General features: G+C 69.7%; 10 protein-coding genes. 4 read left to right on the top strand and 6 right to left on the bottom strand.

The features are described from left to right. Positions 1-89: 89 nt before the first annotated feature. From hpaD to ACFY5A_RS10305, 3 genes are all read left to right on the top strand, one after another. Complete coding sequence (gene hpaD, locus ACFY5A_RS10315) at positions 90-1,253, top strand: 3,4-dihydroxyphenylacetate 2,3-dioxygenase (RefSeq protein ID WP_223586876.1); 1,164 nt, start codon at positions 90-92, stop codon at positions 1,251-1,253. Positions 1,254-1,397: 144 nt separating this feature from the next. Continuing rightward, a complete protein-coding gene (locus tag ACFY5A_RS10310; protein ID WP_105677175.1) occupies positions 1,398-2,183 on the top strand; it encodes a fumarylacetoacetate hydrolase family protein in 786 nt (261 codons plus the stop codon). Continuing rightward, entirely contained in the window at positions 2,168-2,971 is an 804-nt protein-coding gene (locus tag ACFY5A_RS10305; RefSeq protein ID WP_105677174.1) for an HpcH/HpaI aldolase/citrate lyase family protein, read from the top strand. The genes ACFY5A_RS10310 and ACFY5A_RS10305 overlap by 16 nt, the downstream gene beginning before the upstream one ends. A 3-nt stretch (positions 2,972-2,974) precedes the next feature. Here ACFY5A_RS10305 and ACFY5A_RS10300 read toward each other — a convergent pair whose 3' ends face one another. The 6 genes from ACFY5A_RS10300 to ACFY5A_RS10275 all read right to left on the bottom strand — a co-directional run bounded on the left by ACFY5A_RS10300 (position 2,975) and on the right by ACFY5A_RS10275 (position 11,348). Further along, positions 2,975-4,141 carry an ROK family transcriptional regulator gene (locus tag ACFY5A_RS10300; protein WP_341939934.1) on the bottom strand — a complete coding sequence of 389 codons (1,167 nt, stop codon included), beginning with the start codon at positions 4,139-4,141 and terminating at the stop codon, positions 2,975-2,977. 83 nt (positions 4,142-4,224) lie between these two features. Continuing rightward, the gene (locus tag ACFY5A_RS10295) at positions 4,225-5,772 is read right to left on the bottom strand and encodes a family 43 glycosylhydrolase (RefSeq protein WP_387233718.1); all 1,548 of its coding nucleotides are present in this window, start codon (positions 5,770-5,772) and stop codon (positions 4,225-4,227) included. After that, complete coding sequence (locus ACFY5A_RS10290; protein ID WP_387233715.1) at positions 5,769-8,129, bottom strand: glycoside hydrolase family 3 N-terminal domain-containing protein; 2,361 nt, start codon at positions 8,127-8,129, stop codon at positions 5,769-5,771. The genes ACFY5A_RS10295 and ACFY5A_RS10290 overlap by 4 nt, the downstream gene beginning before the upstream one ends. 29 nt (positions 8,130-8,158) lie before the next feature. Continuing rightward, on the bottom strand, positions 8,159-9,049 hold the full coding sequence (locus ACFY5A_RS10285; RefSeq protein WP_387233712.1) for a carbohydrate ABC transporter permease: 891 nt from the start codon (positions 9,047-9,049) through the stop codon (positions 8,159-8,161). Next, positions 9,046-10,053 carry a carbohydrate ABC transporter permease gene (locus ACFY5A_RS10280; RefSeq protein ID WP_105677168.1) on the bottom strand — a complete coding sequence of 336 codons (1,008 nt, stop codon included), beginning with the start codon at positions 10,051-10,053 and terminating at the stop codon, positions 9,046-9,048. The genes ACFY5A_RS10285 and ACFY5A_RS10280 overlap by 4 nt, the downstream gene beginning before the upstream one ends. Before the next feature lie 8 nt (positions 10,054-10,061). Next, the gene (locus ACFY5A_RS10275; protein WP_341939937.1) at positions 10,062-11,348 is read right to left on the bottom strand and encodes an extracellular solute-binding protein; all 1,287 of its coding nucleotides are present in this window, start codon (positions 11,346-11,348) and stop codon (positions 10,062-10,064) included. A 146-nt stretch (positions 11,349-11,494) separates the two neighbouring features. On the opposite strand from ACFY5A_RS10275, the gene ACFY5A_RS10270 reads away from it, so the two are divergent. Beyond that, complete coding sequence (locus ACFY5A_RS10270; protein WP_387233709.1) at positions 11,495-12,493, top strand: LacI family DNA-binding transcriptional regulator; 999 nt, start codon at positions 11,495-11,497, stop codon at positions 12,491-12,493. Positions 12,494-12,571 lie beyond the last annotated feature (78 nt).

Below are 12,571 nucleotides of genomic sequence, written 5' to 3'. Positions count from 1 at the left end.
CTTCGCTCGACGACCGACCCTGAGATCCGGTCGTTGAGCGAGCGAAGCGAGACGAAACGAACGCACGACACGAAAGCAAGGACGCTGACATGACCAACCGCGACGACATGACGCTGACCTCGTCTGGCTTCTACGTGAGCCAGGAGGCGCCGATCCATCCCGCCGACCCCACCCCCACGCCGACGAGCACGCCCCCGGACGTGCTGCGCTGCGCCTACATGGAGCTCGTGGTCACCGACCTCGCGGCGTCCCGCCAGTTCTACGTCGACATCCTCGGCCTCTACGTGACGAGCGAGGACGACGAGGCGATCTATCTCCGCTCCACCGAGGAGTTCATCCACCACAACCTCGTGCTGCGCAAGGGCCCGATCGCCGCGGTCGCCGCCTTCTCGTACCGGGTCCGCTCGGCCGAGGACCTCGACCGCGCCGTCGAGTTCTACACGGAGCTCGGCTGCGATGTCCGTCGCAACCCCGACGGCTTCGTCAAGGGCATCGGCGACTCCGTCCGCGTGGTCGACCCTCTCGGCTTCCCGTACGAGTTCTTCTTCCAGACCGAGCACGTCGAGCGGATGTCGTGGCGCTACGACCTGCACATCCCCGGCGAGCTCGTGCGCCTCGACCACTTCAACCAGGTCACCCCCGACGTGCCGCGCGCGGTGAAGTTCATGCAGGACCTCGGCTTCCGCGTCACGGAGGACATCCAGGACGAGGAGGGCACCGTCTACGCCGCGTGGATGCGCCGCAAGCCGACCGTGCACGACACCGCCATGACCGGCGGCGACGGACCCCGCATGCACCACGTGTGCTTCGCGACACACGAGAAGCACAACATCCTCGCGATCTGCGACAAGCTCGGAGCCCTGCGCCGGTCCGACGCGATCGAGCGCGGGCCCGGCCGTCACGGCGTGAGCAACGCGTTCTACCTGTACCTGCGCGACCCCGACGGCCACCGCGTCGAGGTGTACACGCAGGACTACTACACGGGCGACCCCGACAACCCCGTCATCACGTGGGACGTGCACGACAACCAGCGCCGCGACTGGTGGGGCAACCCGGTCGTGCCGAGCTGGTACACGGACGCCTCGCTCGTGCTCGACCTCGACGGCAACCCGCAGCCCGTGGTCGCGCGCACCGACAGCTCCGAGATGGCCGTGACGATCGGCGCCGACGGGTTCAGCTACACCCGCCCGGACGACGAGGACGCGATGCCGGAGTGGAAGCAGGGCGAGTACAAGCTGGGGCACCAGCTCTAGTCGCGCGTGGCGGCCTACGGGATGTTCTCGTGGGGACAAGAGCGGGGACCCCTACCCCGATTGTCCCCACGAGAACATCCCTCCGGCCCGACACTCGCGCATCAGCCGCAGCGTGTGCCGGTGAGAAGAAGAGAGAAGGAACGGATGCTGTCAGCAGAGGACATCGCGACGATCGCGGCCGAGCTCGCCGAGGCCGATCGCACGCACGGGGTGATCCCGCGCATCACCGCGCGCTATCCCGCCGCGACGGTCGAGGACTCGTACGCGATCCAGGGCGTGTGGCGCGACTCGCAGATCGCCGCCGGCCGCCGGCTGGTCGGTCGCAAGATCGGCCTCACGTCGAAGGCGATGCAGCAGGCGACGGGCATCACCGAGCCCGACTACGGGGTGATGTTCGACGACACCGTGTACGAGTCCGGGGCCGACATCCCCACGGAGCACTTCTCCAACGTGCGCATCGAGGTCGAACTCGCGTTCGTGCTGAAGCATCCGCTCGAAGGCCCGGACTGCACGCTGGAGGACGCCCTGGCCGCGATCGACTACGCCGTTCCCGCCCTCGAAGTGCTGAACTCGCACATCGAGCTGGAGGGGCGCACGATCGTCGACACGATCAGCGACAACGCCGCGTACGGGGCGATGGTCCTCGGCGACGTGCGCAAGCGCCCCGATGAGATCGATCTGCGCTGGGTTCCGGGGCTCCTCTTCAAGAACGGCGAGATCGAGGAGACCGGCGTCGCCGCCGGCGTGCTGAACCATCCCGCCACCGGCGTCGCCTGGTTGGCGAACAAGTTCCACCAGCACGGCGCGCGTCTCGAGCCGGGGGAGATCATCCTGGCAGGATCGTTCACGCGCCCGATGTGGGTGACGCGCGGCGATGAAGTGCTGTGCGACTACGGACCGATGGGAACGATCGCATGCCGATTCGTCTAGACGCCTCCTTCCGCGAGCAGCTCGCGGCATCCGACCGCTCGCTGATCGGGATGTGGGCATGCTCCGGCAGCGCGATCGTCACCGAGGTGGCTGCGGGCTCCGGCCTCGACTGGCTGCTGATCGACATGGAGCACTCCGCGAACTCACTGGAGAGCGTGCTCCTGCAGCTGCAGGTCGCCGCGGCCTACCCGATCGCCCCTGTCGTCCGCGTCCCCTCCAACGACACGGTCGCGATCAAGCAGGTCCTCGATCTCGGTGCGCAGAACATCATCGTTCCGATGGTGTCGTCCGCCGACGAGGCCCGCGCGGCCGTCGCCGCGACCCGCTACCCGCCGGAGGGCGTGCGCGGCGTCGGCAGCGCCCTCGCCCGCAGCGCCCGCTGGAACCGCGTCGACCGCTACCTGCAGGAATCCGCAGCGCACACGTCGCTGACGGTGCAGATCGAGACGGCAGCCGGAGTGGATGCCGCGGCGGAGATCGCCGCGGTCGACGGCGTCGACGCGGTCTTCGTCGGCCCGTCGGATCTGTCGGCGTCGATGGGCCTGCTCGGTCAGCAGACGCATCCCGACGTCGTCGCCGCGGTGGAACGCGTGTTCGCCGCGGTGAAGGCCGCCGGGACCGCCGTGGGCGTGAACGCCTTCGATCCGACCGCCGCCGACGGGTACATCGCCGCCGGCGCCGACTTCGTCGCGGTCGGCGCCGATGTGGCACTGCTCGCCCGCGCCTCCGAAGGACTCGCGAGCCGTTTCATCCCCGTCTCGGACGACACGCGGCGCGCCAGCTACTGACCGTCAGAATCGGAGCGGATCCGCCAGCAGCGGCGCGAAGGCGGCCTCGGCGGCGCCGATCAGCAGACGATCGGCGCCGAGCCCTGCGGCCGTCACCTCCATCTGCTCCGCCGGCGCCTGCAGCGAGCGCGCCCGCACCTCGGCGTCGAAGCTCAGGGCGTCGCGGGCACGCAGCATGGCGAGGAAGCCGCCCAGGACCACGATCGACGGATTCAGCACGTTGACCGCGTTCGCGAGCGCGGCCGTGAGCACGCGGCGCTGCCGGTCGATCTCGGCGATCACCTGCGGATCGCTCGTCGCCGAGAGCACCGCCGCGAGGGCGGTGTCGTCCACGGGGCCGAGCTGGGCGGCCTGCAGCAGGCGCGAGCGGTTGACCTCGTCTTCGAGGACGCCGCCGTCGGTGCGGCGGTCGTCGTCGGACAGGATGCCGGGGCGCGTCTGCCCCCACTCCCCTGCATAGCCTCCCGCACCGCCGATGAGCCGGCCGTCCAGGATGAGCCCTCCGCCGATGCCGCTCGATCCGCCGTTGAGGTACACGACGTCCTCGTGAGCGCGCGCGGCTCCGAACAGGCGCTCGGCGCTCGCTCCGAGAGAGGCGTCGTTGCCGACGAAGACGGGGAGTCCGAGCGCCGTCGCGAGCGCATCGCCGATCGGAGCATCCCGCCACTCCAGGTGGGGGGCGAGTCGCACGATGCCGTCCTCGGCCCTGACCAGCCCCGGCACGGCGAGCCCGATGCCGACGATCCTCGCCGCCGGCCCGGACGACTCCCGCCACCGTCGTACGAAGCCCTCGACCGCCGCGGTGACGTCTTCGACGGAGGGCGGCTCGACGCATTCGACTCGTACGCGCTCGCGTACACTGCCGCCGAGGGCGATGACGCCGATCTCGATCGCGTCGACCTCGGGGTTGACCGCGATCGCGACGACCTGCTCGCTCGGCGCGACGATCGGCGAGGGGCGCCCCACTCGGCGGGTGGAGTCGGGTTCCTGCTCCACGACGAGCCCATGAGAGACCAGCTCGGCGACGAGGTCGGCGACCGTCGACCTGTTCAGTCCTGTGTCGGCGGTGATGACCGCGCGGGATCGCGGGCCGTCGTGGTGCACGAGCCGAAGCACCTCGCCGAGGTTCGCCCGGCGCACTCCCTCGACTCCGGATGCCCGATCCGTCATCCCCCGCCTCCTCCGCGCGTCGTGCTGCTCCTGCCACGATATCCGCCCGACGGGCGCGCTCCGGTCAGGCCCGACCCTCGCGATCACCGAGGGACGTACTCGACGCGCTCGACGCGCATCGTCGAGTCGGTCGCCGCGCCGTTCGACGTGCCGTGGACCCCGATCCAGAGTCCGAGGAAGCCGCCGGTCGCGATCGAGTCGAGCGTGCGTCCGTCCGCCGTGGCGACGGCGGCGAGGTCGTCGCCCGACCTTCCCGCCCGCAGCTCGTAGTCCTGACCGCGCGCCCGCAGCATGAGAACGAGGTCCTCGTGGGGCGCTCCCGCGACGACCGCCTCCCCGAGCACGCGCTCCGTTCCGGCGCTCCGGTGGATGGCGACTACGCGCGTTCCCTCCCCCGTGATGCCGATGGCCGACAGCCGCACGTGGTCGTCCTCCGACTGACGCACGACGAGTCCCGCCTCTTCGCCCTCGCGCAGATCGCAGGCGATGGTCGCCGTGACGTCGACATCTCGATGCTGCTGCCGCACGCCGAGGAAGGCACTGCGGGTGGCATCGGCGAGGGACGCCGGGAGCAGCGGGAGCACCCACGCGTCGCCGTCGGCCGCGGCGATCTCCGAGGGCAGGGCACGCACGGAGGTCCAGCGCGGATCGCTCGACGCGATGATCCCGCCGGCGGGCGCCGCCGCCCGCGGCTGCGCGAACGGCACCTCGACCTCGTGCTCCACGCGACCGATGCCCGGTGCGAAGACCGGCCATCCGTCCTCCCAGACCACCGGCACCAGGAAGGTCTCCCTGCCGAGGTTGCAGTGGTAGCCGCCGTACGGACGCATGCCGAGCAGCACCGCCCACCAGCTGCCGTCCGGCGCCTCCACGAGGTCAGCGTGCCCGACCGCAGTGATGTCGACGCCGCGCCCGAGGTGCCGGTGGGTGAGCACGGGGTTGCCCTTGCTGCCGCGGTACGGACCGGTGACGGCATCCGCCCTCGCCACGCTGATGGCGTGATGGAAGTCGGTTCCGCCCTCCGCGGCGAGCAGGTGGTAGGCCCCGGCCACCCGGTAGAGGTGAGGGCCCTCGGCCCACACCGCGCCCTGCACCGCCCCGCGCCACAGGACATGCTCCTCGGCCTCGAGGGTCATCGTGTGCGGGTCCAGCTCACGCAGCCAGACCTCGGTCTGATCGTGCCATTCGGGCTGACGAGCCGGTCGCGTGCCATGCACCCAGATGCGACCGTCGTCGTCGAAGAACACCGACGGATCGATCCCGTCGACGTCGAGCCAGACCGGATCGGACCAGGGGCCGGACGGCTCCTCCGCCGTGACGACGAAGTTGCCGCCCCTCGCGTCGTCCTCCTGGTCCACGAGCGTGCACAGCAGCCAGAACCGACCGTCGTGGTGCCGGAGGGTCGGGGCGTAGAGGCCGCCCGACGAACGGATCCCCTCGAGATCCAGCATCCCCGGCCGATCGATGACGTGCCCGACGACCTCCCAGTCGACGAGGTCGCGGCTGTGGAACACCGGGAGACCGGGCAGGTACTCGAACGTCGAGGTGACGAGGTAGTAGTCCTCGCCGACACGGCAGATCGTCGGATCGGGGTGGCACCCGGGCAGGATGGGATTGCTCACCACCGTCATCGCGACACCGCTCGATCCACGATCATCTCCTCCGATGTCGCCACGCGTGCGTCCGCCGTCGTGACGGGGTGCGGCGCCCCCGTGATCCGCAGGGTCGCCCGGGCCGTCGCCGTGCCCTCCTCGACGGATGCCGCGGCGTGCGCTCCCACCCAGACTTCGACGTCTCCGGGTTCGACCACACGGGTCATCGAGCGGTCGCTGAAGGCGAATCGCTGGGTGGGGATGTCGAAGGTCACCCGCACCGACTCCCCGGCGTCGAGCGTCACCCGGCGGAACGCCAGGAGCTGGGCGACGGGTCTCGTGACGGATGCCACGACGTCGTGCCCGTACAGCTGCACGACGTCGGCGCCCGCCCGGTCGCCCGTGTTCGTCACCGTGACCGCGACCCGGAACGCTCCTCCGGCGGCCACCTCGTCGTCGACATCGAGCCGATCGACCTCGAACCGCGTGTACGACAGGCCGAACCCGAACGGACGCACCGGAGTCGAATCGGTCGCCGTCACCTCCGAGGGGCCGCCCAGGCGAGGGTGCAGATACGAGTAGGGCTGCGCTCCCGCAGAGCGCGGCAGCGACACCGGGAGGCGCCCCGAGGGCACGACCCTCCCGGAGAGGACTCCGGCGAGCGCCGCGGCGCCCTCCTCTCCGGGGAAGAACGCCTGCAGGACGGCCGCCGGTGCAGACACGGCATCCAGAGCCCAGCCGATCGCGTACGGGCGACCGGTCACGGCCACCATGACCACCGGCGTTCCCGTGCGCACCAGCGCCTCCACGAGCTCGCGCTGCACGCCGGGCAGCTCGAGGCTCTCGGAGTCGTTGCCCTCGCCGACCGTGCCCCGCCCGAACAGCCCGGCCTGGTCGCCGACGACGACGATCGCCACGTCGGCCGCGCGCGCGACGTCGACCGCCTCCGCGAAGCCCGAGCGGTCGTCGCCCTCGACGTCACAGCCGTGCGCGGCGATCACCTCGACGCCGAGAGCATCCGCCTCCTCCGAGAACGCCTCGAGGAAGCTCGGGATGGAGAAGCCGATCGGATGCTCCGGATGATGCGCGAGCACGTGGTTGGCGAACGAATAGCAGCCCATCAGCGCCTCAGGGCGCGCGGAGTTGGGGCCGATCACGGCGACCGTCGCCAGAGGCGTCGCCGCATCGGCGAGGGGAAGGATGCCGTCGTTCGAGAGCAGCACCGCCGACTCCTCCGCGAGCCGTCGTGCGATGTCGCGATGGCGGGGCGAGTCGAGGTCGACCGCCGCGGGCGGATCGTCGTCGAAGGCGTCGGGCTCCAGCAGCCCGAGCTCCTCCTTCTGGTTCAGCGCGCGCAGGACCGCGCGGTCGACGAACGCCTCATCGAGCGCCCCCGACAGGACGCGCTCCCGCAGCGGCGCCAGATACGCGTCTCCACTCGGGAGCTCGACGTCGACCCCGGCCGTGAGGGCGGCCTCCGCCGCCTCTCCCCTGTCGCGCGCGATGCCGTGCATCATCTCCAGGAAGGCGACGGCGAAGTAGTCCGCGACGACCACGCCGTCGAAGCCCCACGTCTCGCGCAGCAGACCCGTGAGATGCTCGGCGCTGCTGCCCAGAGGCACCCCGTCGATCTCCGCATAGGAGTTCATCACCGAGCGCGCGCCGCCGTCGATCACCGCCATCTCGAACGGCGGGAGGAACACGTCGGCCACCTCCCTGGGTCCGGCGGAGACCGGCGCATGGTTGCGCCCCGCGCGCGAGCCCGAGTACCCGACGAAGTGCTTGAGCGTCGCGTGCACACCGGCGGACTGCAGCCCGCGAACATACGCCGTGCCGGTCACCCCCACCACGTACGGATCCTCGGCGATGCACTCGTCCACCCGCCCCCACCGGGGGTCGCGGATGACGTCGAGCACCGGCGCCAGCCCCTGGTGGATGCCGAGGTCGCGCATGGTGTCGCCGATCGACGCCGCCATCTCCTCCACCAGCTCCGGGTCGAACGAGGCGCCCCAGGCGAGCGGCGTGGGGAAGGTCGCCGCTTTCCACGCGGCGAGCCCGGTGAGGCACTCCTCGTGCACGAGCGCGGGGATGCCCAGCCGCGTCTCCCGACGGAGGCGGCGCTGCTCCTCCCAGAGCCACGCCGCGCGCGCGGCGGCATCGACCGGGCGCGTGCCGTAGACGCGCGTGTAGTGGCCGATGCCATCACGCGTGATCTCGGCCAGCGCCCCGGGGGCGGCCTTGCCTCCCATCTCGTTCTGCATGGGCGCCACCACCTCGCCGCCCTGGTCGATCCAGTAGCCGACGAGCTGCGCGAGCTTCTCGTCCAGCGTCATCCTGGCGAGCAGATCCCGCACCCGATCGGATGCGTGGGGGAATGCGGGGATGTCAGCGCTCATGTGCGCCTCCATTCGTGGTTCGTGGTCTCTCAGCCCTTGACCGCACCGGTCAGACCGCCGACGATGCGGCGCTCGAACAGGCTGAAGAAGATCAGGGCGGGAAGCATGGACAGCGAGGTGTAGGCGAGCACACGGGCGGTGTCGACCGAGTACTGCGAGGCGAAGTTCTGCACGCCGAGCGGAAGGGTGAACAGGCTCTGGTCGCTCAGGATGAACAGCGGGAGCATGTAGCCGTTCCACGCGCCGATGAAGGCGAGGATCCCGACCGTGATGACTCCCGGCAGGCTCAGCGGGATCACCATGCGCCAGAAGAATCCCAGACGGGACGCGCCGTCGATCGACGCCGCCTCCTCCAGCTCCTTCGGGATCGCCTTGAGGAACGGCACGAGGATGATGATCGTGGTCGGCAGGTCGAACGCGATCTGCGGAAGGATGATGCCCGCGAGGCTGTTCACGAGCCCCAGGTTGCGGATCAGCAGGTAGAGCGGCGTGATCGCGACGGTCACCGGGAACATCAGCCCCGCGGCGAACAGCGAGTACATGACGCCCTTGCCCGCGAAGTCGTAGCGCGCGATGACGTAGCTCGCCATGACGCCGAGGATCACGGCTCCCGCGGTGGTGCCGACGGCCGAGATCGTCGAGTTCAGCATCGCGGTCCAGAACTCGGAGCTGCCGAGCACGTCGGTGTAGTTCGCGAACTGCCACGGGGCGGGCCAGCCCGACGGATCCGTGGTGATCTGCGAGTTCGTGCGGAAGCCGCCGATGATGATGTAGAGGATCGGCGTCACGCAGACCGTGATCAGCACGAGGGCGACGAGGTACACGCCGGGGCTGCCCCAGCGCACCTCGGGGGCGGCGCGGCGGCGCCCCCTGGGCCCGATCGCCTGGATCGCGACGGAGGTCTTCAGTGTGTCGGTCATCGTCTGCGCGCCTTTCCGCTGTCTCCGGTGAGTGCGCCCTCGGTGTCACGCCGCAGCACGAAGCGCTGGTAGATGAGCGCCACGACCATGGAGATGAGGAAGAGCATCACGGCCACGGCGTTGCCGAAGCCGTAGTTCCCCGCCAGGTGGCCGTTCTGGTACATGTAGGTCGCCATCGTCGAGGTGCCGGCGGTCGCCGCGATGTACTGCCCCCAGATGATGTTGACGAGGTCGAACAGCTGGAGGGAGCCGATGATCGACAGGAACGCCCAGATGCGGATGGTCGGGCCGAGCAGGGGAAGCGTGATGCTCCACTGCGTCTTCCAGAACCCGGCTCCGTCGATCGCGGCCGCTTCGTAGAGCTCCTCGGGGATCGACTGCATACCCGCCAGCATGAGGATGACGGCGAATCCGACGTACTTCCACGTGATGATGATCATCAGCGACCACATGGCGATCGCGGGGTCGGCGATCCACGAGTGCTGGAGCGCGCCGAGGCCCCACTTCTCCAGCAGGGAGTTGAGGGCGCCGGCATCCTGCAGCATCAGGCTCCAGCCCGTGCCGACGACGACCTCCGCGATCACGTACGGGGCGAAGATCAGGACGCGGATGACCGAGCGCCCGCGGATCTTCTGGTTGAGCAGCAGCGCGAAGAGGATCGCGACCGGCCCCTGCATGATCAGCGACAGGAAGATGATGATGAAGTTGTGCGACACGGCCGCACGGAACGTCTCGTCCTGCAGCATGAGCACGTAGTTGTCGAGGCCGACGAACTCGGTCGGCCAGCCGAAGCCGTTCCACTTGAAGAATCCGTAGAACGCCGCCATCAACACCGGGAAGATGACGAAGCCGACGAACACGAGGAGGGCAGGGCCCGAGAGGAGGGCGATCTCGCCGCGCTTGCGCCAGTCAGGGCGCGGCTTCCGCCGCCGTGGGGCCGACGATGCGCCGGCCCCACGGGAGCTCCCCTCAGGCGCCTGAGCGAGCGCCTGGGTGATGGTCATGGCGCGGGTCAGCCCCTGGCCGCCGCGTTCGCGAGGCTGTCGACGAGCTTCTTCGGGTCTCCCTGACCCGCGAGCATCTCCACGACGCCGGTGTTGAGCGCGTTGCCGACGTTCTGGCCGAGGGCCGTGTCCAGCCAGAGCGAGACGTAGGGCGCCTTGCTGTACGCCTCCATGAGCGGGATCAGCGACGGATCGGTGACCGCGCCCATCGCGTCCTGAGAGGCCGGGATCGTCTGGAAGGCGACAGCGTACTTCTCCTGCCACTCCTTCGAGGAGACGAAGTTCAGGAACTTCTCGCAGGTGTCGGGCGAGTCGACGGAGCACGAGTATCCGTCCACGCCGCCCATCATGGCGCCCGGGGTTCCCTTGCCGCCGCTGACCTCGGGGAAGGGGAACCAGCCGAGGTCGGGAAGGGGCTTCTGGTCGGGCGTGAGGCTGGCGATCACACCGACGTTCCACGCCCCCATGAGCTCCATCGCCGCCTTGTGGTTGGCGACGAGACCTGCGGAGGAGTTCGCGCCCTGCTGCGCTGATGTCGTGAGGAACCCGTCGTTGAACGGCTCGGTCTCGGCGAAGTCGGCGAGGTTCTGTGCGGCGTCGAGCCAGCACTTGTCCGAGAAGTCCGGCTTGGTCGACAGGTTGGCGATCACGTCCTGGTCGCATGCGCGCACCGCGAAGAAGTAGTACCAGTGCGCGGCCGGCCAGGCGTCCTTCGCGCCGAGCGCGATCGGGGCGACGCCCGACGCCTTCAGCTTGTCGACGGCGCCCTCGAGCTCGTCCATGCTGCTCGGCTCGCCGGTGATCCCCGCCGCGGCGAACAGGTCCTTGCTGTAGAACATGCCGCCGGGGAGCACCGCGCTGGGCATGCCGTAGATCTTGCCGTCGACCGTGAAGGCGCTGAACGGCGCGTCGCCGAAGGCCGACTTCACGTCGGCGTCGATGAGCTTCGTGAGGTCCTTCACCTTGCCGGCCTTCACGACGTCGGCGAGCTTGCCGCCTCCGCGCGCCATGAAGATGTCGGGCATGTCGCCGGAGTTGACGGCGGTCTGGAGCTTGCCGTCCATGTCCTCGTTCTGGATCGAGGTGACCTTGACCGTCACCTCGGGGTTGGCCTTGTGGAATGCGGCCGCAGCGTCCTCCCAGTACTGCTTGCCCGCACCGGTGGTCGAGTTGTGCCACATCGTGAGCGTGCTGCCGTCATCGGCGCCGCCTCCCCCGCCCGCGCACCCGGTCAACCCGAGCGCCCCCAGCGTCACGATGGCCGCCCCCGCAGCCCACGCTTTGCGCATCTTCATGCTGTGTCTCCTCTTCATCGAGTTCCGTGCAGCAGAGCGAACCTATTTGTTGTCAGCCACACCAATGTGTCGTGCGCCCACTCTGGCATCTGGACGAGATCGTGTCAAACGATATCGATAACGTTTTCCATGATTAGTCTGTTCTGATGAACGCACGCACCACGATCACCGACGTCGCCCGCGCAGCAGGAGTGTCCGTGGCGACGGTGTCGAAGGCCATCAACGGCCGAGACGGCGTGTCCGCGGAGACCCACGCCCGGATCCTCCGTGTCGTCGCCGAACTCGGATACGAGAGCTCCCTGGTGGCGACGTCGATGAGGAGAGGGCGCACGAACGTCATCGGCGTGCTCGTCGCCGAGTTCGAGCCCTTCGCGCTGCAGCTGCTGCGTGGCGTCTCCACCGCCCTGCAGGACACACCGTACGACGTGCTCGCGTACGCGGGAAGCGTCTCGGCGGGCGAGCACCTCGGCTGGGAGCGCCGCTCCCTCTCCCGTCTGGGCGGGACGCTCATCGATGGGGCGATCCTGGTGACCCCGACCACGACTCCCCCGCAGGCCGCGGTGCCGATCGTGGCGGTGGACCCGCACGAGGGGCCGCACGGAACGGCGACGGTCGCGGTGCACAACGTCGAAGGCGCACGCACGGCGACGGAGCACCTCATCTCCCTCGGGCACCGCAGGATCGCGCACCTGCACGGCCGCTCCGATCTCGAGTCGGCGCAGCAGCGCGAGGCGGGCTACCGCTCAGCGCTGGACGCTGCCGGTATCCCGTTCGATCCGTTCCTCGTGGTCGACGGCGGCTACCGCACCGCGAGCGCGACCGCCGGCGCCCACGCCATCCTGGATCTCCCCGAGCGGCCGACCGCGGTGTTCGCCGCCAACGACCTCACGGCGCTCGAGGCGATGCGCGTCGCCGCCGAGCGCGGCCTGCGCGTGCCCGACGACCTCTCCGTCGTCGGATTCGACGACATCCCCGAGGCCTCGTCGAACAACCCGCAGCTCACGACCGTGCGGCAGCCCCTCGCAGAGATGGGGGCGGCGGCGGTCGGCGTGCTGCTGGGGATGCTGCGCGGCGAGGACCCCGCGCACATCAGGATGCACGCCGAGCTCGTGGTGCGCAGCTCGACGGCGCCGATCGGCGGCTGACCGCACCTCCGGCGCAGGATCGCAGCGGACGGACACGTTGCGGAGGCCACCCACCCCTGATATGTTCCTGGCAACAAC

Source organism: Microbacterium sp. NPDC012755 (genome assembly GCF_042901325.1).
Taxonomy (GTDB): Bacteria; Actinomycetota; Actinomycetes; order Actinomycetales; family Microbacteriaceae; genus Microbacterium; species Microbacterium natoriense.
Note: the sequence above shows the minus strand (reverse complement) of the source record. Positions and strands in the feature narration are given on the sequence as shown.